The sequence below is a fragment of the Pseudomonas sp. B21-051 genome (assembly GCF_024748795.1).
Lineage (GTDB): Bacteria > Pseudomonadota > Gammaproteobacteria > Pseudomonadales > Pseudomonadaceae > Aquipseudomonas > Aquipseudomonas putida_A.
This window is the reverse complement of sequence record NZ_CP087166.1, coordinates 2,831,208-2,850,251: the sequence shown is the minus strand read 5'-3', so window position 1 is coordinate 2,850,251 and position 19,044 is coordinate 2,831,208. Positions and strand designations below refer to the sequence as shown.

The window sequence follows — 19,044 nt, the reverse complement described above, 5'->3', positions numbered from 1 at the left end:
TGGCCATGCGCCACTTACTCATGCAAGAGCCCGGCATTTTCGACCGGTCGCCGTTCCGTTTTCCTTTCTTGAGAGCACCAATATGTCCACCCCAGCGTCCACCATCCTTGTAGTAGAAGACGACAACATCGTGCGCATGCTCATCGTCGATGTGCTGGAGGAGCTGGAGTTCAGCGTGCTGGAGGCGGAGGACGGCGAGTCTGCGTTGGAGATTCTCGGGAATCAGAGCAAGGCTATCGACTTGATGATGACCGACTACGGCCTGCCGGGCATGACGGGCAGTGAACTGGCCGGCAAGGCACGTGAACTGCGCTCCACCCTGCCGATCCTGTTCGCCAGTGGTTACGCCGAAAATATCGACGTCCCCGCCGGCATGCACGTGATCGGCAAACCCTTCTCGATCGAACAGTTGCGTGACAAGGTCAAGGGCATTCTGGGCCAGTGATTCACCTTGATCCGGCAGCGGCTGCAGATGTGCTCTAATTGCGCGCCATTTTCAGCCGCCTGCCTGCAAGGAACCCCCGTCAATGCCCGCATCTCCCGCCACCAAAGTTCTGGTCATCGGTTACGTCTGGCCCGAACCGCGCTCTTCGGCAGCCAGCGGGCATGTGATGCAGATCCTCGGTACATTCCTGCAGCAAGGCTGGGACATCACCTTCAGCAGCCCGGCCGGCCCGGGCGAGCACAAGGCTGACCTGACCGCGCTGGGCATCCGCGAAGTGCCGATCGAACTCAACAACAGCAGCTTCGATAGTTTCATCAGTGAACTGGCCCCGGATATCGTGCTGTTCGACCAGTTCATGATGGAAGAACAGTTCGGCTGGCGTGTCGAAAAGCAATGCCCGAACGCCTTGCGCGTCCTGGAGACATCCGACCTGCAGAGCCTGCGCCATGCCCGCCACCACCGGCTCAAGGAGCGTTTGAAAGACGACCCGGACAATCAGGATTTCAGTGCCCTGTTCGCACCGGCGCTGCGCGAAGAATTCGAGCTGATGGCCGATACTGACCTGGCCAAACGGGAAATCGCCGCGTTGTATCGCTGCGATCTGAATCTGATGATTTCCGAAGTGGAAATCCAGTTGCTGGTCGAACAGTTTCAAGTCCCGGGCGAGCTGCTGCACTGGTGCCCGCTGATGCTCGAACCACCGCGCGATTCGTTCGTACCCTTTGAGGAGCGCGCGCACTTTCTCAGTATTGGCAACTTCCGTCACGCGCCCAACTGGGACGCCGTGCTGTGGATGAAGACCGCCGTCTGGCCGCTGATCCGCCAGCAATTGCCCGGCGCCCAACTGCATGTCTACGGTGCCTATACGCCGCCCAAGGCCACAGCCCTGCACAACGCGGCGCAGGGGTTTCATGTGATGAACTGGGCAGAGGATGCGCTGCAAGTAATGTCACAAGCCCGGGTTTGCCTGGCGCCTTTGCGTTTCGGCGCGGGGATCAAGGGCAAGATCGTCGATGCGATGCTCTGCGGCACGCCCAATGTCACGACGCCCATCGGCGCCGAAGGCATGGGCGGCGCACTGCCCTGGCCTGGTGCGGTGACTCGATCGGCTCAAGCATTGGCCGACGCCGCCGTGGCACTGCACGAAGACAAACTGCGCTGGACTGACGCACAACAGGCCGGCGTCGCATTGTTGAACGCGCGCTATCGGTGGACTGATCACGGCCCGGCGCTGATCGATCGCCTGCAACATTGCCGTGACAACTTGTCAGCGTTACGTCGCGCCAACTTTACTGGCAGCATGTTGCGTCACCATTTGCATAAAAGCACCCAGTACATGGCGCAGTGGATCGAAGCAAAAAACCAGAAAGATCCGTCATTGCCAGCAGGTCAATCAGCCTGAAGGTCTCAGCATGGCGCGGGCTGAGGCGCTGGAACTGTCCTTGTCGCGCGTGCATGATGGGTACTTGAACACCACAACAAGACGCATCGGACATGACCCGGGCCACCAGAATCACTGATCCCTCCTATGAGCTGATGGACGACCATAACGGGTTGTCCATCATCTACCGTCAGCATGGTTTTCCGTGCCCGCTGGTGCGTTGGCATTTCCACAAGGAATACGAACTGCACCTGATCGTCGCCAGTTCCGGCAAGGTCTTCATCGGCGACTACATCGGCAACTTCTACCCGCAAACACTGTTTCTCACCGGCCCCAATCTGCCGCACAACTGGATCAGCCAGGTGGCCGAAGACGAAGTGGTGGAAAAGCGCGACATGCTGGTGAACTTCACCGATGAGTTGTTCGAAAGCGGCCATCAGGTATTCGCTGAACTCAAGACGCTGACACCGCTGCTGGAACGCGCGCAGTACGGCATCGAATTTCGCGATAAGGACACGATCCGCGAGGCGATGAAACTGATGCAGCTTATTGCCGACAGCCGCGGCATCACTCGTCTCGGGCACTTTTTCATTCTGATGGAGCTGCTGGCGGCCACTGACGATTATCAATTGTTGTCCGGTGCCACCAACACGCAATTGGCCGACGAGCACAACATCGACCGCACCAACCGCGCGGTCGATTACATCTTCAGCCACTACGCCCGCGAATTGACCCTGGAAGAAGTCGCCGAACATCTGGGGATGAAGCCGACCTATTTCAGCCGCGTATTCAAACAGGCCACCGGGCGCAACTTCATCGAGTTCGTCAATCGCCTGCGCATCAGTAAATCCTGCGAACTGCTCGCTGACGGCGACAAACCGGTGACCGAGGTGTGTTTCGAGTCGGGGTTCAACAACATTTCCAACTTCAACCGGCGCTTCCAGCAACTCAAGGGCATGACGCCGTCACACTATCGACGCCTCGCGGTGCAACGCCTGACCGAACAGAATCACGCTTAACAGCCACATCAAAAGATCGCAGCCTTCGGCAACTCCTACAGGAATCAGTGTAGGAGCTGCCGCAGGCTGCGATCTTTTGATTTTTAGCCAGTGCAAAAAAGTATCGGTTCAAGTGCGACGGATGATTTGTCAGTCCGTCGATTGAGGGCTGTAATCAGCACACATTCTTCCTGCATTCGGAAGACACAAAAACAATAACTGTCCTTCTGCCCCCAACGGACGCAGAAAAGGAGTGCACGATGCAACCCACTGCAAAAGCTCTGCTTGCCCTCACCTGCATGACCCTCAGCAGCGTCAGCCTTGGCGCCCAGACCCTGACCATTGCCACCGTCAACAACAGCGACATGATCCGCATGCAAAAGCTCTCGAAAACGTTCGAGTCCGAGCATCCGGAGATCAAGCTCAATTGGGTGGTACTGGAAGAAAACGTCCTGCGCCAGCGCCTCACTACCGACATCGCCACTCAGGGCGGACAGTTCGATGTGTTGACCATCGGCATGTACGAAGCGGCACTCTGGGGCGCCAAGGGCTGGCTGGAACCGATGAAGGACCTGCCGGCCAGTTACGCCCTCGACGACGTGTTCCCGTCGGTGCGTGAGGGCCTGTCGGTCAAGGGTTCGCTGTACGCCCTGCCGTTCTACGCCGAAAGCTCGATCACCTATTACCGCACCGACCTGTTCAAGGATGCCGGGCTGAGCATGCCCGAGCGCCCGACCTGGGAACAGATCGCTGGTTTCGCTGAAAAACTCACCAACAAGGACAAAGAACAGTACGGCATCTGTCTGCGCGGCAAGGCCGGTTGGGGCGAGAACATGGCGTTGATCACCACCGTCGCCAACGCCTATGGCGCGCGCTGGTTCGATGAAAAATGGCAGCCGGAATTCACCGGACCGGAGTGGAAAAACGCGCTGAATTTCTACGTCGACACCATGAAGAAATCCGGCCCGCCGGGCGCCTCCAGCAACGGTTTCAACGAAAACCTCGCGCTGTTCAACAGCGGCAAATGCGCGATCTGGGTGGACGCTTCCGTCGCCGGCTCGTTCGTCACCGACAAGACCCAAAGCAAGGTCGCCGACCATGTCGGCTTCACCTTCGCTCCGCATCAGGTCACCGACAAAGGTTCGGCGTGGCTGTATTCGTGGGCACTGGCGATTCCGACCAGTTCCAAGGCCAAGGACGCCGCCAAGGCGTTCAGCGCCTGGGCCACCTCCAAAGAGTACGGCGAACTGGTAGCCAAGACCGACGGCATCGCCAACGTGCCGCCGGGCACCCGCGCCTCGACCTACAGCGATGCTTACATGAGCGCCGCGCCGTTCGCCAAGGTCACGCTGGAATCGCTCAAGGCCGCAGACCCGAGCAAACCGACGCTGAAACCGGTGCCTTACATCGGCATTCAGCTGGTGACCATTCCTGAATTCCAGGGCGTGGGCACCCAGGTCGGCAAGCTGTTCTCGGCAGCGCTGATCGGCCAGACCACGGTGGATCAGGCCCTGACCGCCGCGCAGCAAACCACCGAACGCGAGATGAAGCGCGCCGGTTATCCCAAGTAACCACTGAACGACTTGCTCCTGCCTCCTGTGGGAGCGAGCCTGCTCGCGAAGGCGTCGTGCCAGCCAATACACATGGCACTGATCCCGCGCTTTCGCGAGCAGGCTCGCTCCCACATGGGATCTCCATAGGTCTGTATGACTCGGTTGTGATCACCATGAATACTTCAACTGCCAAAGCCCACCTCGACCTGTCGCAACCCCAGCGCAAAGTCCGCGTACGCAATCCCGGCTGGTTTCTGGTCAGCCCTTCGGTGGCCCTGTTGCTGCTGTGGATGATCGTGCCGCTGGGCATGACCATCTACTTCTCGATGATTCGCTACAACCTGCTCGATCCGGGGGTGAACGAGTTCGTCGGGCTGGAGAACTTCAGCTATTTCCTGACGGATTCCGGGTTCCTGCCCGGCGCCACCAACACCCTGTTGCTGGTGGGCAGTGTGCTGTTGATCAGCGTGGTGTTCGGTGTGCTGATCAGCGCGTTGCTCGAGGCCAGCGAATTTCTCGGCCGCGGCATCGTGCGGGTGATGCTGATCTCGCCGTTCTTCATCATGCCCACCGTCGGTGCGCTGATCTGGAAGAACCTGATTTTCCATCCGGTGTCGGGGATCCTCGCCTACGTCTGGCGGCTGTTCGGCGCCGAGCCGGTGGACTGGCTGGCGCACTACCCGCTGCTGTCGATCATCATCATTGTCTCGTGGCAATGGCTGCCGTTCGCGATCCTGATCCTGATGACCGCGATGCAGTCCCTCGACCAGGAACAGAAGGAAGCCGCGCGTCTCGATGGTGCCGGCCCCGTCGCGATCTTCTGGCACCTGACCATGCCGCACCTCGCACGCCCGATTGCCGTGGTGGTGATGATCGAAACGATCTTCCTGCTGTCGGTGTTCGCCGAGATTTTCACCACCACCAACGGCGGCCCCGGCTACGCCTCGACCAACCTCGCCTACCTGATCTACAACCAGGCGCTGGTGCAGTTTGACGTCGGCATGGCCTCGGCGGGCGGCTTGATTGCCGTGGTCATCGCCAACATCGCCGCGATCATTCTGGTGCGGATGATCGGCAAAAACCTGACTGACAAAGCCTGAGGCCTGCCATGACTCTTCAACAATCCCGCCGGCTGCAAAGCCTGCTGCTCGGCACCTTGGCCTGGGCCATTGCGATCGTGATTTTCTTCCCGATCTTCTGGATGGTGATGACCAGTTTCAAGACCGAAATCGACGCCTTCGCCACGCCGCCGCAGTTCATCTTTACGCCAACGCTGGAGAACTACCTGCACATCAACGAGCGCAGCGACTACTTCAGTTTTGCCTGGAACTCGGTGGTGATTTCCTTCAGTGCCACGGCCCTGTGCCTGCTGATCGCGGTGCCCGCCGCTTACTCGATGGCGTTCTACGAAACCCAGCGCACCAAAGGCACGCTGCTGTGGATGCTCTCGACCAAGATGCTGCCGCCGGTGGGCGTGCTGATGCCGATCTACCTGCTGGCCAAGAGTTTCGGCCTGCTCGACACGCGCATCGCGCTGGTCGTGATCTACACCCTGATCAACCTGCCGATCGTGGTCTGGATGATTTACACCTACTTCAAGGACATCCCCAAAGACATCCTCGAAGCCGCCCGCCTCGACGGCGCCACCCTGTGGCAGGAAATGGTCCGCGTGCTGCTGCCGATCGCCAAGGGCGGTCTCGCGTCCACCGTGCTGCTGTCTCTGATTCTGTGCTGGAACGAAGCGTTCTGGTCGCTGAACCTGACCTCGTCGAAAGCCGCGCCTCTGACCGCGCTGATCGCCTCGTACTCAAGTCCTGAAGGCTTGTTCTGGGCCAAGTTGTCGGCAGTCTCGACCCTGGCCTGTGCGCCGATCCTGATCTTCGGCTGGATCAGCCAGAAACAACTGGTGCGCGGCCTGTCGTTCGGCGCCGTGAAATGAATCAAAAGCAAAAGATCGCAGCCTGCGGCAGCTCCTACAGGGGGCACTGTGTAGGAGCTGCCGCAGGCTGCGATCTTTTGATCTTAAAAAACAACAAAGCGGAGGCCCACCATCATGGCCAACCTGAAAATCAAGAATCTGCAAAAAGGCTTCGAAGGTTTCTCCATCATCAAGGGCATCGACCTTGAGGTGAATGACAAGGAATTCGTGGTCTTCGTCGGCCCGTCCGGCTGCGGCAAATCCACCCTGCTGCGGCTCATCGCCGGCCTGGAAGAAGTCAGCGGCGGCACCATCGAACTCGATGGCCGCGACATCACCGAAGTCAGCCCGGCCAAGCGCGATCTGGCGATGGTGTTCCAGACCTACGCGCTGTACCCGCACATGACCGTGAAGAAAAACATGTCGTTCGCCCTCGATCTGGCCGGTGTACCGAAAGCCGAAGTCGAGAAAAAGGTCGGCGAAGCGGCGCGCATTCTCGAACTCGGGCCGATGCTCGAGCGCAAGCCGAAACAGCTGTCCGGCGGCCAACGGCAACGGGTCGCCATCGGCCGGGCTATCGTGCGCAATCCGAAAATTTTCCTGTTCGACGAACCACTGTCCAACCTCGACGCCGCCCTGCGGGTGCAGATGCGCCTGGAACTGCTGCGTCTGCACAAGGACCTGCAAGCCACGATGATCTACGTGACCCACGATCAGGTCGAAGCCATGACCATGGCCGACAAAGTCGTGGTGCTCAACGGCGGCAAAATCGAGCAGGTCGGCTCGCCGCTGGACCTCTATCACAACCCGGCCAACCTGTTCGTCGCCGGGTTCCTCGGCACGCCGAAAATGGGTTTCCTCAAAGGCAAGATCGCCCGCATCGACGGCCAGACCTGCGAAGTCTCGCTGGACGCCGGTACGCGCATCACCCTGCCGTTCAACGCTGCCAACCTGAGCGTCGGCAGCGTGGTGACCCTGGGCATTCGCCCGGAACATCTGGAACTGGCGCAACCGGGCGACTGCACCCTGCAAGTCACCGCCGACGTCAGCGAACGCCTGGGCAGCGACACCTTCTGCCACGTCACCACCAACGCCGGCGAAGCCCTGACCCTGCGCGTGCGCGGTGATCTGGCCAGCCGCTATGGCGAGCAACTGAACCTGCACCTGGACGCCAGCCATTGCCACCTGTTCGACGCCGACGGCGTGGCGCTGACCCGCCCGCTGCGCGCCGCGGCCTGAATTTCGAGACCTGTCCGATGAAACTGAATGAACAAAACCTGCATCGCCTCGCCCCCGAGGTGCAACTGCCGGCCTACAACCTCAGCGACACCCGTCAGGGCATCGCGCACATTGGCGTCGGCGGCTTCCACCGCGCGCATCAGGCGTATTACACCGATGCGCTGATGAACACCGGTCAGGCGCTGGACTGGGCGATCTGTGGGGTCGGCTTGCGCGCGGAAGACCGCCGTGCCCGGGACGACCTCAAAGAGCAGGATTACCTGTTTACCCTGTTCGAACTCGGCGACAGCAATGACACCGAAGTGCGGGTGATCGGTGCGATCCGCGACATGCTCCTGGCCGAGGATGGCGCGCAGGCGCTGATCGACAAACTTGCCGATCCGCAGATCCGCATTGTCTCGCTGACCATCACCGAAGGCGGCTACTGCATCGACGACAGCAACGGCGAATTCATGGCGCACCTGCCGCAGATTCAACACGACCTGGCACACCCGCAAACGCCGAAAACCGTGTTCGGTTTCCTCTGCGCGGCGCTGGAAAAACGCCGTGGCGCGGGCACGCCAGCGTTCACGATCATGTCCTGCGATAACCTGCCGCATAACGGCGCAGTGACCCGCAAGGCACTGCTGGCCTTCGCCACCCTGCGTGACCCAGGACTGTGCGACTGGATCGAGCAGAACGTCAGTTTCCCCAACGCCATGGTCGATCGCATCACACCGATGACCAGCACCGCGCATCGCCTGCAACTGGCCGACAAACACGCGGTCGACGATGCCTGGCCGGTGGTCTGTGAGCCGTTCGTGCAATGGGTGCTGGAAGACAAATTCGTCAACGGTCGCCCGGCCTGGGAACAGGTCGGCGTGCAGTTCACCGATGATGTTTCGCCCTACGAAGAAATGAAGATCAAACTGCTCAACGGCAGCCACCTGGCGCTGACGTATCTGGGTTTTTTGAAGGGCTATCGCTTCGTTCACGAGACCATGAACGATCCGCTATTCGTACGTTACATGCGCGCCTACATGGACCTCGACGTCACCCCGCAACTGGCGCCGGTGCCGGGCATCGACCTGACTGACTACAAGAACACGCTGGTGGCGCGCTTTTCCAATCAGGCGATTGCCGATCAGCTGGAGCGGGTGTGTTCGGATGGCTCGTCGAAGTTTCCCAAGTTCACCATTCCGACGATCAATCGCTTGATTGCCGATGGTCAGGAGACCAGGCGTGCAGCCTTGGTGGTGGCAGCCTGGGCGTTGTATCTGAAGGGCGTGGACGAGAATGGCGACACCTATTCGATTCCTGATCCACGGGCGGAATTCTGTCAGGGACTGGTGGCCGATGATGCGTTGATCACCCAGCGGTTGTTGGCGGTTGAGGAGATCTTCGGTACGGCGATTCCACGCTCGGCAGCATTTGTGGCGGCATTTGAATGGTGCTGCAACAGCTTGCGTGACGTGGGTGTGACGCGCACTTTGGAGCGGGTCCTGGCCTGACTCCAGCAGTGACACTACCGACGCCTTCGCGAGCAGGCTCGCTCCCACAGGTAAACGCGTTTCAAAATGTGGGAGCGAGCCTGCTCGCGAATAGCGGTCTCACCTTGGCAGACCTGACACCCTGAGGGCCTCACTGTGACCACCCGACAACTCTTCCTCGGCATCGACTGCGGCACCCAGGGCACCAAGGCGATCATCCTCGATGCCGCCAGCGGTCAAGTGCTCGGCGAAGGCGCCGCCACGCACACGATGATCAGCGGTGCCAATGGCCGCCGCGAGCAGGACACCCAACAGTGGCTGGACGCCTTCGCCCTCGCCACCCGTCGCGCCTTGCTCGCAGCCAATGTCGACGGTCAGGCGATCATCGGCATCGGTGTCTCCGGCCAGCAACACGGTCTGGTGCTGCTCGACGATCAGGGCCAGGTACTGCGCCCGGCCAAGCTGTGGTGCGACACCGAAACCACCGATGAAAACGACCGTTTGCTCAAACACCTCGGCGGCGAAAGAGGATCGCTTGAGCGCCTCGGCGTGGTCATCGCGCCGGGCTACACCGTTTCGAAATTACTCTGGACTAAAGAACAGCATCCTGAGGTGTTCTCGCGCGTCGCACGCATCCTGCTGCCCCACGACTACCTGAACTTCTGGCTCACCGGCCGCGCCTGCAGCGAGTATGGCGACGCTTCCGGCACCGGTTATTTCAACGTGCGCAGCCGCCAGTGGGACTTGCAGCTGTTGCGCGATATCGACGCCACCGGGCGCCTGCAAGCCGCGTTGCCGGAGCTGATCGACGCGCATCAGGCGGTCGGCACGCTGCTGCCGGCGATTGCCGAACAGCTCGGCCTCAACCCGAATGCGCTGGTCGCCAGCGGCGGTGGCGACAACATGATGGGCGCCATCGGCACCGGCAACATTCAGCCGGGAGCGATCACCATGAGCCTCGGCTCCTCCGGCACGGTGTACGCCTACGCCGAGGCGCCAAAAGTCAGCGCGGACGCTTCGGTCGCGACCTTCTGCTCGTCCAGCGGCGGCTGGCTGCCGCTGATCTGCACCATGAACCTGACCAACGCCACCGGCGCGATCCGCGAACTGTTCGACCTTGATCTCGAGCAATTCAACGACCTCGTGGCCCAGGCGCCGATCGGCGCGGAAGGCGTGAGCATGTTGCCGTTCCTCAACGGTGAACGCGTCCCCGCCCTGCCCCATGCCACTGGCAGCCTGCACGGCCTGACCCTGAGCAACCTGACCCAGGCCAACCTGTGTCGCGCCGTGGTTGAAGGAACCACCTTCGGTTTGCGTTATGGGCTGGATCTGTTACGCCACAATGGTTTACAAAGCCGCAGCATTTGCCTGATCGGCGGCGGTTCGAAAAGTGCGGTGTGGCGGCAGATCGTCGCCGACATCATGAACACCCCGGTGATCTGCACCGAACACAGCGAAGCCGCAGCCCTTGGCGCGGCGATTCAGGCAGCGTGGTGCAAGTCATGGTCGAACGGTCACGAGGACACTTTGGCCGATCTGTGCCAGCGCTGCGTGAAGCTCGATCTGCACAGTGAAACCCTGCCGGTTGCCGCCCATGTCGCGGCGTTCCAGCAGGCCTATGAACGCTATCAACAGCATGTCGCAACCCTATAAAGAGCAAACAATTATGTATTTGGTGTGTGGCGAAGCCCTGTTCGATTTCTTCAGCGAAGATGATGCCAGCGGTCTGGCCTCGAAAGTCAATTTCAAGGCGATTGCCGGCGGCTCGCCGTTCAACGTCGCGGTCGGTTTGCGCCGTTTGGGTGTGGATTCGGCGCTGTTTGCCGGGTTGTCCACCGACTATCTGGGCCGACGTCTGCAGCAGGTGCTGCAGGAAGAAGGCGTGCGTGCGGACTACCTGATCGACTTCGCCGCGCCAACCACGCTGGCGATGGTCGCGGTCGGTGCCAACGGTTCGCCGCATTACAGTTTTCGCGGCGAGGGCTGTGCTGATCGCCAATTAAGCCTCGCCCATCTGCCGCAGCTCGGAGATGACGTGCGTGGTCTGCACATCGGCTCGTTCTCGCTGGTGGTGCAGCCGATCGCCGACACCCTGCTGACCCTGGTGCAGCGCGAAAGCGGCAAGCGCCTGATCACCCTCGACCCCAACGTACGCCTCAATCCCGAACCGAACATCGACCTGTGGCGCGAGCGCGTGGCGACCCTGGTGCAACTGGCCGACATGATCAAGGTCAGCGACGAAGACCTGAGCCTGCTGTATCCCGAACAGGACCCGCAGCGCGTGATCGAAGGCTGGCTGCAGCATCGCTGCCAGTTGGTGTTTCTGACCCGTGGCGGCGAAGGCGCAGCGGTTTTCAGCCGCATTCATGGTTCGTGGTCAGCACCGGCGCGCTCGGTGAAGATCGCCGATACCGTCGGCGCCGGCGATACCTTTCAAGCGGCGCTGATTACCTGGTTGACCGAGCAAGAACTGGATTCTGTCGAAGGGGTTCAACAACTCAGCCGCGAGCAGATCGACGCGATGCTCAGGTTTGCCGTGCAGGCGGCCGCCCTTACGTGCAGCAAGACCGGTCCGGATTTACCCTATCGTCACCAGTTGAGCTGAGCGCGTAGACTGTCGGCCTTTTTGCGCGCATGGGGATGACGGTTTGATGTCGGGGCGGACGGCGGGACTTTTGATACTGGCGGGATTACTCAGCGGCTGCGGCACCTCGCCGCCGCGTTCGCCGGAAGACATCTGCGAGATCTTCCGCGAGAAAAGCGACTGGTACGACGCGGCGCAAGTCACGCAAAAGCGCTGGGGCGTGCCGATCCAGGTGCCCTTCGCGATCATGTATCAGGAGTCCGGCTACCGCTACGACGCCAAGACGCCGCGCAAATACCTGTTGTGGGTGATCCCATGGGGCCGGGTCACCACGGCCTCGGGCTACGCCCAGGCCAAGGATGAAGTCTGGTCCGATTACCAGAAAAGCACCGGCAGACATGGCGCCGACCGCGAAGACTTCGATGACGCCATCGACTTCGTCGGCTGGTACATGGACAAGACCACCTCGATCAACGGCGTGTACAAGTACGACGCCTACAACCAGTACTTGAACTACCACGAAGGCTGGGGCGGTTTCCGCAACAAGACCTACGCCAGCAAGGCCTGGCTGATGCCCACCGCCCGCAAGGTGCAGGCCCGCTCCGACGTGTACGCGCGGCAGTATGCCGGGTGCAAGGAAGACCTGAATCGCGGCTTCTGGAGCCGGTTCTGGCATTGGTTGTAGGCTGTCGAAAATCCCCTGTGTAGGAGCTGCCGCAGGCTGCGATCTTTTGATTTTGTTTTTTACGATCAAGATCAAAAGATCGCAGCCTGCGGCAGCTCCTACAGGGGTGAGGTTTACAGGACGGAGAAGTTGTAACTCATAATCAACCGGGTCTCATCCACATCCCGCGCAAATTTTTCATAGTTGGTGCGGTACGTCGCATTGCGCAGGCGCAGGCTGACATCCTTGAACGTGCCCGTCTGGATCACGTACTTCAACTCGCTGTCGCGTTCCCACTCTTTACCTTCCTGATCGCTGCCCGGGACCTTGATGTGATCACCGTTGACATAGCGGGTCAGGAAGCTCAAACCGTTGATGCCGATGGCCTTGAAGTCGTAGTCATAACGCAGCTGCCAGGAGCGCTCCTGCGCGGCGGCGAAGTCGTTGACCTGCACGTAGTTGACCAGATACGGATTGCTGCCATCGAGGTACGGCATCGAGTTGTCGCCGTTCATGCGCTGCCAGCCGGCGCTGAAAGTGTGGCCGCTGATGCCGTAGGACAGCATGCCGCTCAAGGCGCGGTTGTCGATGGAGCCGGCCTTGGCATCACCGCTGTCGGCGCTTTTCAGCAAACGCAGATCGGCCTTCAGCACACCGTCACCCAGCGGTTGGTTAGCCAACAGACCCACAAAGTGCTGGCGATAGATGTCTTCCAGTTCTGCGTAGTGATACTGCGCGGTCAGGCGATCGTTGATCTTGTAATCGATGCCGTACATGTCGAAATGATCGGCGGTGGTGTTGCAGGCGTAGCGCTTGTTCTTGCAGTGCACGCGGATGTCTTGCGAATCGGTGGAATCGCGCGCGGTGTACTTGTCCAGACGCGCGGCCATGAAGGTCAGATCCTTCACTTCCCTGGAGGTCAGCATGGCGCCGTTGAACATGGTCGGCAGCAAGCGGCCGTCGTTGTACTTGAGCAACGGCAGATCCGGCAGCAGCGCGCCGTACTTCAACACCGTGTCCGAGACCTTGACCTTGGCGGTCAGGCCCATTTTTGCGTACTGACCCTTCGAGCCGCGCGGGTTCTCGCCACTGGACGGCAGCAAGCCGCTGTTGCTGCGATCAGGGCTGGAATCGAGCTGAAACCCGAGCATGCCCAGCGCATCGATACCGAAGCCCACCGTGCCCTCGGTGTAACCCGATTGCAGATTGAGAATAAAGCCTTGAGCTGACTCTTCACGCTTGGAAGCGCCCTGGTCACTGGAGGTGTGCCCATCACGGAAATCGCGGTTGAAGTACACCGTGCGCGATTCGATTTTCGCCGTGGTGTCTACGAGAAAACCGCTGGCCTGAACCTGCGCGGCAAAACCGGCGCACAGCACAACGGCTCCGAAGCCAAACGACTGGCGCGGGGTGATGAGAGGGAATGGGGGACGCATGAAAAACTCCAACAGTACAGCGTTTGCGCCGGGGCGCAGTCAGCCAGAAAAATAGCTCCCGTCCCGGGTCAAAAACAGCCGGGAAGAAGTGGACACGCAGGGGTGAGCTGCAATGATGGCAGATGGCTTTGACGGCCTGAAGGCGACTTTAGTCTGAAACTGACTGGCGATTCTTCGGCCTGCGATGGGCTCAAATCATGCGCTGACCAATGGCTCACGACTGCGAAGCTCCCGGTTTCATTGGGTTTAAACGCCGTCATAGGGGTTTTCCCTATACCCTGCGGCCCCCGTCCCTACGGCATTTGCGCCTTGAACGAGGCGGTTTAATCCTCCATCATCCGTCACCTGCTTATTCAATGGACGGAATTCAAGGCATGCTGGACGCCAACGCTACCCACATTACCCTTACCCTCGAAGGCGCCTCCGCCGACCTGCAAGTGCTCAGCTTCACCGGTCGCGAAGCCCTCAACGAGCCTTTCCGTTTCGACCTCGAACTGGTCAGCGCCCGCCCCGACCTCAAACTCGAAGAGCTGCTGCACAAGCCCGGCGTCCTGACCTTCGGCGCCACCGGCGAAGGCAAGATCCATGGCCTGGTGTATCGCATCGAGCAAGGCGATTCCGGCAAGACCCTGACCCGCTACAGCATCAGCCTGGTGCCGCAGCTGGCCTATCTGCAGCACAACCATGACCAGCAGATTTTCCAGAACCTCACGGTGCCGAAAATCATCGCCCAGGTCCTCGAAGATCGCGGCATCCTCGCCGACGCCTACAGCTTCCAGCTCAATGCCGAGTACCCGCAGCGCGACTACTGCGTGCAGTACGACGAGTCCGACCTGCACTTCATCCAGCGCCTGTGCGAAGAGGAAGGCATTCACTTCCACTTCCAGCACAGCAGCAGCGGGCACAAACTGGTGTTCGGCGACGATCAGACGGTGTTCCGCAAACTCAAGGCCGTGAGCTACCAGCAAGACTCCGGCATGAGCGCCGACAAACCGGTGATCAAGCGCTTCAACCTGCGCCTGGAAACCCGCACCACCCGCGTCAGCCGCCGCGATTACGACTTCGAAAAACCGAAGATCCTGCCCGAAGGCGCAGTCAAATCCGAGTTCGCCCCGGATCTTGAGGACTACGATTACCCCGGCCGCTTCACCACCCGCGAGCGCGGCAAATTCCTCTCGACCCGCGCCCTTGAACGTCATCGTAGCGACTACAAACTCGCCGAAGGCAAAGGTGACGAACCAACCCTGACCAGCGGCCACTTCCTGACCCTGGCCGAACACCCGCGCGGCGAATGGAACGACTTGTGGCTGCTGCTGGAAGTCTTCCACGAAGGCAAACAACCGCAAGTGCTCGGTGAAAACGTCACCAGCGACGTCACCGACAACAAAAGCGATTTCCACCAGGGCTACCGCAACAGCTTCCTCGCCACCCCGTGGGACGCGCACTACCGCCCGGCCCTCGAACACCCGAAACCCAAAGTCCTCGGCAGCCAGACCGCGGTCGTCACCGGCCCGGCCGGCGAAGAGATCCACTGTGACCAGTACGGCCGCATCAAAGTCCAGTTCCACTGGGACCGCGACGGCCAGTCCGACGACAAAACCACCTGCTGGCTACGCGTCGCCAGCGGCTGGGCCGGCGCGGCCTACGGCGGCATCGCCATCCCGCGCATCGGCATGGAAGTCCTCGTCACCTTCCTCGAAGGCGACCCCGACCAGCCACTCGTCACCGGCTGCCTGTACCACAAGGAAAACGTCGTCCCCTACGACCTGCCGGCAAACAAGACCCGCAGCACCTTCAAAACCCTCAGCTCCCCGGGCGGCAAGGGCTACAACGAGTTTCGGATTGAAGACAAAAAGGGTGTGGAGCAGATCTACATCCATGCCCAGCGCGATTGGGATGAGAACATCGAGCACGACCAGAAGATCCGCGTGGGCAATGAGCGGCATGACACGGTTGAGGCCAACACCCTGAGCGAGTTCAAGGTCGAGGAACACCGGATTACCCATCTGGATCGCATCAGCGAGATGCGCGCGGATGATCACCTGACGGTGGGCGTGACGCAGCATGTGAAAGTCGGTACGGCGCAGTTTGTCGAGGCCGGGACCGAGATTCACTATCACGCGGGTGAGAAAGTGGTGATCGAGGGTGGCATGGAGCTGACCGCCAAGGCGGGTGGGAGCTTTGTGAAGGTGGATGCCGGTGGTGTGACCATCAGCGGGGCTGAGGTGAAGGTGAATACCGGTGGTGCGCCTGGGGTGGGGACTGGGATCGGGATTTTAGTGCCGTTGATTCCGGTAATTGCAGATCAGGCTAGAGCCGGAAGCGTACTTAAAGCCAAAGTAATAGAGGAGCGCTTTGACGAACAACTGAAGTTCGTTACAAAACACGGAAAACCTGTCAAGTCCGTGAAGGCTGCACTGATTATTCCTTCCGAAACAGCACCGCAAATATCAAAAAGCGATGCGGATGGACTTCATCCTCGAGTGCAAACAGACGCTAAAGAGCCCGTGAAGGCTCATCTGGTATGGGATGAGCTTACTGTTCCTTCTGGGGCGGATGACTATGAGGCGAGTCGAAAAAAATGAGTGCTCAACCGATTACAACATTTACTACCAACGACAAAAAATGCTCTGTGCATGAAGTCATTCTTGGTTGCGAAAAACTTTGGGCCATGGGGCAAGAAGAAGCTATACGACGCCTGAGCGAGCGACGTACTGCGAACTCAGGAAAGTACGAGCTGATATCTGACTTCAGTGCGCGAGCCGCGAGAATTGCGGCTGCGTATGCAGGTTTCTATCTCGAGACTGGTGAAGATGGAAAGCCGGAATTGAAAGGTAGATTCTACTGGATGGGCTTAGCTGCATTTGCAAGCAAACAAGTTAAGTGTGGACTTGACTTTATTCCTAATGACCCTTATCTAGCTCTCACCCCGCCAATCGTACAGCCCCCTTGCGAATTGGTAAAAATTCGTTAGGTAAAGGGAATTTCTGGCTATTTCAGGATATTTTTGTTTGGCATTGGTTTTACGCAAAATATAAAGATCAGTTTGATGAGTGCGCTCCGGAACGCAACGCGCGGAGCTGTGAGGGACAAATAAAAACCAACATCGACAGTTTGCCTTGGGCAGATGACGCACTGTCAATTCTGAACAACCTGGCTGTAACCAACGATATTGTGAAAGGCTTTAAAGCCATCAAAGCAACAGAGGAGCTTTCTCAGGGACCTGCAAGAAGAAATGCCCAGCTTACTTCTCTGCTTGCCATCGCTGACCATGAGCAACGTCGTATCCTGCAACCACTGATTTATGAAAGTACGCCATTTAGAGCTACGCTAAAAATGCAAGCAGGTTTCGAGTGGGCACCATTTGTACCGGTGCGAGTAGCTGCGTTAAGTACCGCTTGCGATGTTGAGAATCCTGACCTCAGAGTACAGATGTCGGAAGGCGATCTTTACGACGAAACAGATCGAATGGAATTTATCGGGTCCATTGCCAAGCAATACCATAAACTCATGGGAGAACGAGAAAGCTACATGGAAGGCCAAATCAAGACAATCGCCACATGGTCAAATGCAAAATGAAGTTTTTATGGATGCTTTTTTCTGGCCTGCTACTTGCCGCTTGCAACAATGGTGAATCCAACATGACAACCGCACAAAACAACATTGAGATAGAGCTGCACGACCAAATAGAAAAAGCCGTCCAAAATAGTCCATTAAAATTCTCTCAAGAATGCATGAGTGAGTTAGACCTCTGCTGGTACAAATTTAAAAGATCGGCAAATGAAAAAGAGCTGCCTACTATCACAGTAAAAAACTCAAACAGCTCACTTACAATTGAAAAAGCGACAAGCATCACAATGGTGGTAGACAAAAAAGTCGGCGACACCATTGAAAATCTTGACCTCACAGTAAGAGGACTTCCTGACAACAGCCCGCACGAAAAACAAAAAACCTTCATTTATAACCTGCTAAAGAAAATACAAGCGGCTGGCTGGAAACACTATTACTATCCAGGAGATCCACGAATTTCCGGTTCTCAGCTAAAAAAAATACCCTCGCCCGATAGCGTACTGGGATACTTGACCTCCAGTCATCCTTGGCTGGATCCTGATTACGAACTCGACATAGATCGCTGGTTGCAAATTGAATCATTTTATAATTGGTACTTTTACAATGATGGCGTCTATCTGACATTTAAAGCTTGGCGTCGCGATTCCAAAGACACCCCGAACGAGACCGGCACCTATTTGTTGTCGATGGAATTCCTGAGCGAGCGCGATTTTTGGTCTTCAGGCTTTACCAAAGATGAAGAAAAAGCGAAATGGAAAGAGCTGTTGCCTGCTCAATTGAAGCGTGACCATGACGCTCGCGCCGCTGCCGAAAACAATGCGCGGGCTGCTGGAATAGAAATAGATGAAAACTACAAAGACCCTGTCATAAAAGCAATTCAATAAGGCTGGGCTACCCTCGTGCCGAACTCAGTTGGCTGAAGACGTAGATCGGGAAGCCTGGAAATTGAAAACCAGCTTCCCTTACGCCCCAGTGAAAGCGCTGTTGGACGAGTGGTTCGCTCCCGGCCCCAAAGGCCTCAGGTTCGACGTGGAAGATCTGCTCGAATTTTCCGTAAACGATCAATACATGATCCAACAGATACTTAAAGGCACGGTGCTCCAATACCGAAGTATTTCCGCGTTCGAGAATTCGACATTCCGAGCCTGAAATAAAACCAAAGGGATGGTCTCTGACTATCCATAAGAAATGATGCGCAAACCTTAATCGTAGTAAGCAAGGCAAGACTCATCACGGGCTCAAAGTCCGGGCATCGCTCTCTTGATTGGGACTTCATTCGCTTGATAGATATTGCTGCGGACGCACGCCGGCGCAGAGCCTGGCGACGAAGACGGATAGTCCTGGCTTTGGTGGCTTTGATATTTATCTACGCCGCCCCGAAAATTCCGGGGTTATTTCGCACACCCGGCGCCATGCTGACATCGGAGAACCACACGGATCGGCCAATTCTCAGTTTTTGGGTCAATGATTTTTGGGGTGGCAATTTGGCTGCAATGGGCGGTGGCGGAATTATGTGTTGCCAGAAAGTCGAAGGGGAAACGGTTCAGATCAAATGGATACTCAGCCGTACAGGCGAACAGCTCAGGCAAGGAGTCAAGAAAGAAAATCATGAAGCAACCGTGCCTCTCCCTCGTCGGGAACGCGGTGATGACTATCTTCACGTCCGTTTCTTGCCCGGAAATGTTGTTGAACTGAAATGGAGTCCTGGCTTGATTAGTCCATTCGATCCTGTCCCAGATGAAGCTCCCCGTCTCTAAAAACCCTCGAATGGCATCCGCCTAAGCACG

The 19,044-nt window shown here is 58.3% G+C and carries 17 protein-coding genes; 16 read left to right on the top strand and 1 reads right to left on the bottom strand.

Annotated elements, in window-relative coordinates; translation table 11 throughout:
- The first annotated feature begins 82 nt into the window (after window positions 1-82).
- From LOY52_RS12775 to LOY52_RS12725, 11 genes are all read left to right on the top strand, one after another.
- On the top strand, window positions 83-445 hold the full coding sequence (locus LOY52_RS12775) for a response regulator (protein ID WP_258679713.1): 363 nt from the start codon (window positions 83-85) through the stop codon (window positions 443-445).
- An 82-nt stretch (window positions 446-527) separates the two neighbouring features.
- Complete coding sequence (locus tag LOY52_RS12770; protein WP_258679712.1) at window positions 528-1,847, top strand: glycosyltransferase family 4 protein; 1,320 nt, start codon at window positions 528-530, stop codon at window positions 1,845-1,847.
- A gap of 92 nt (window positions 1,848-1,939) precedes the next feature.
- Complete coding sequence (locus LOY52_RS12765; RefSeq protein WP_047597152.1) at window positions 1,940-2,845, top strand: AraC family transcriptional regulator; 906 nt, start codon at window positions 1,940-1,942, stop codon at window positions 2,843-2,845.
- 239 nt (window positions 2,846-3,084) lie between these two features.
- A complete protein-coding gene (locus tag LOY52_RS12760) occupies window positions 3,085-4,395 on the top strand; it encodes a sugar ABC transporter substrate-binding protein (protein WP_103367022.1) in 1,311 nt (436 codons plus the stop codon).
- A 155-nt stretch (window positions 4,396-4,550) separates the two neighbouring features.
- Entirely contained in the window at window positions 4,551-5,477 is a 927-nt protein-coding gene (locus LOY52_RS12755) for a carbohydrate ABC transporter permease (protein WP_258679711.1), read from the top strand.
- Window positions 5,478-5,485: 8 nt separating this feature from the next.
- Window positions 5,486-6,316 carry a carbohydrate ABC transporter permease gene (locus LOY52_RS12750; RefSeq protein ID WP_258679710.1) on the top strand — a complete coding sequence of 277 codons (831 nt, stop codon included), beginning with the start codon at window positions 5,486-5,488 and terminating at the stop codon, window positions 6,314-6,316.
- Between the two features lie 114 nt (window positions 6,317-6,430).
- Window positions 6,431-7,534, top strand: a complete 1,104-nt coding sequence (locus LOY52_RS12745; RefSeq protein ID WP_258679709.1) for an ABC transporter ATP-binding protein — start codon at window positions 6,431-6,433, stop codon at window positions 7,532-7,534.
- Between the two features lie 17 nt (window positions 7,535-7,551).
- Window positions 7,552-9,024, top strand: a complete 1,473-nt coding sequence (locus LOY52_RS12740) for a mannitol dehydrogenase family protein (protein WP_258679708.1) — start codon at window positions 7,552-7,554, stop codon at window positions 9,022-9,024.
- Window positions 9,025-9,159: 135 nt separating this feature from the next.
- The gene (xylB, locus tag LOY52_RS12735; protein ID WP_258679707.1) at window positions 9,160-10,656 is read left to right on the top strand and encodes a xylulokinase; all 1,497 of its coding nucleotides are present in this window, start codon (window positions 9,160-9,162) and stop codon (window positions 10,654-10,656) included.
- Between the two features lie 13 nt (window positions 10,657-10,669).
- Window positions 10,670-11,608 (top strand): carbohydrate kinase, encoded by a 939-nt coding sequence (locus tag LOY52_RS12730; RefSeq protein ID WP_258679706.1) that lies wholly within the window; start codon window positions 10,670-10,672, stop codon window positions 11,606-11,608.
- Window positions 11,609-11,654: 46 nt separating this feature from the next.
- Entirely contained in the window at window positions 11,655-12,272 is a 618-nt protein-coding gene (locus LOY52_RS12725) for a hypothetical protein (protein WP_408980429.1), read from the top strand.
- Between the two features lie 113 nt (window positions 12,273-12,385).
- On the opposite strand, the gene LOY52_RS12720 is transcribed toward LOY52_RS12725, so the two are convergent.
- Window positions 12,386-13,687, bottom strand: coding sequence for an OprD family porin (locus LOY52_RS12720; protein WP_258679704.1), 1,302 nt, complete (start codon window positions 13,685-13,687; stop codon window positions 12,386-12,388).
- A gap of 374 nt (window positions 13,688-14,061) precedes the next feature.
- Between LOY52_RS12720 and LOY52_RS12715 the strand changes: the two genes are divergently transcribed.
- The 5 genes from LOY52_RS12715 to LOY52_RS12695 all read left to right on the top strand — a co-directional run bounded on the left by LOY52_RS12715 (window position 14,062) and on the right by LOY52_RS12695 (window position 19,014).
- Window positions 14,062-16,272, top strand: a complete 2,211-nt coding sequence (locus tag LOY52_RS12715) for a type VI secretion system tip protein VgrG (protein WP_258679703.1) — start codon at window positions 14,062-14,064, stop codon at window positions 16,270-16,272.
- Complete coding sequence (locus LOY52_RS12710; RefSeq protein WP_258679702.1) at window positions 16,269-16,661, top strand: DUF2515 family protein; 393 nt, start codon at window positions 16,269-16,271, stop codon at window positions 16,659-16,661. Before LOY52_RS12715 ends, LOY52_RS12710 begins: the two co-directional genes overlap by 4 nt.
- Window positions 16,637-17,266 (top strand): DUF2515 family protein, encoded by a 630-nt coding sequence (locus LOY52_RS12705; protein ID WP_258679701.1) that lies wholly within the window; start codon window positions 16,637-16,639, stop codon window positions 17,264-17,266. The genes LOY52_RS12710 and LOY52_RS12705 overlap by 25 nt, the downstream gene beginning before the upstream one ends.
- Window positions 17,263-18,141, top strand: a complete 879-nt coding sequence (locus LOY52_RS12700; protein ID WP_258679700.1) for a hypothetical protein — start codon at window positions 17,263-17,265, stop codon at window positions 18,139-18,141. The genes LOY52_RS12705 and LOY52_RS12700 overlap by 4 nt, the downstream gene beginning before the upstream one ends.
- A 465-nt stretch (window positions 18,142-18,606) precedes the next feature.
- Complete coding sequence (locus LOY52_RS12695; RefSeq protein WP_258679863.1) at window positions 18,607-19,014, top strand: DUF3304 domain-containing protein; 408 nt, start codon at window positions 18,607-18,609, stop codon at window positions 19,012-19,014.
- Window positions 19,015-19,044 lie beyond the last annotated feature (30 nt).

What these genes read in the sequence shown, in the direction of transcription:
- LOY52_RS12770 (WP_258679712.1), top strand. Translation starts at nt 528, where the DNA reads ATGCCCGCATCTCCCGCCACCAAAGTTCTGGTCATCGGTTACGTCTGG.
- LOY52_RS12750 (WP_258679710.1), top strand. Translation starts at nt 5,486, where the DNA reads ATGACTCTTCAACAATCCCGCCGGCTGCAAAGCCTGCTGCTCGGCACC.
- LOY52_RS12710 (WP_258679702.1), top strand. Translation starts at nt 16,269, where the DNA reads ATGAGTGCTCAACCGATTACAACATTTACTACCAACGACAAAAAATGC.
- LOY52_RS12755 (WP_258679711.1), top strand. Translation starts at nt 4,551, where the DNA reads ATGAATACTTCAACTGCCAAAGCCCACCTCGACCTGTCGCAACCCCAG.
- LOY52_RS12745 (WP_258679709.1), top strand. Translation starts at nt 6,431, where the DNA reads ATGGCCAACCTGAAAATCAAGAATCTGCAAAAAGGCTTCGAAGGTTTC.
- LOY52_RS12700 (WP_258679700.1), top strand. Translation starts at nt 17,263, where the DNA reads ATGAAGTTTTTATGGATGCTTTTTTCTGGCCTGCTACTTGCCGCTTGC.
- LOY52_RS12740 (WP_258679708.1), top strand. Translation starts at nt 7,552, where the DNA reads ATGAAACTGAATGAACAAAACCTGCATCGCCTCGCCCCCGAGGTGCAA.
- LOY52_RS12765 (WP_047597152.1), top strand. Translation starts at nt 1,940, where the DNA reads ATGACCCGGGCCACCAGAATCACTGATCCCTCCTATGAGCTGATGGAC.
- LOY52_RS12715 (WP_258679703.1), top strand. Translation starts at nt 14,062, where the DNA reads ATGCTGGACGCCAACGCTACCCACATTACCCTTACCCTCGAAGGCGCC.
- LOY52_RS12725 (WP_408980429.1), top strand. Translation starts at nt 11,655, where the DNA reads ATGTCGGGGCGGACGGCGGGACTTTTGATACTGGCGGGATTACTCAGC.
- LOY52_RS12720 (WP_258679704.1), bottom strand. Translation starts at nt 13,687, where the DNA reads ATGCGTCCCCCATTCCCTCTCATCACCCCGCGCCAGTCGTTTGGCTTC.
- LOY52_RS12760 (WP_103367022.1), top strand. Translation starts at nt 3,085, where the DNA reads ATGCAACCCACTGCAAAAGCTCTGCTTGCCCTCACCTGCATGACCCTC.
- LOY52_RS12775 (WP_258679713.1), top strand. Translation starts at nt 83, where the DNA reads ATGTCCACCCCAGCGTCCACCATCCTTGTAGTAGAAGACGACAACATC.
- LOY52_RS12730 (WP_258679706.1), top strand. Translation starts at nt 10,670, where the DNA reads ATGTATTTGGTGTGTGGCGAAGCCCTGTTCGATTTCTTCAGCGAAGAT.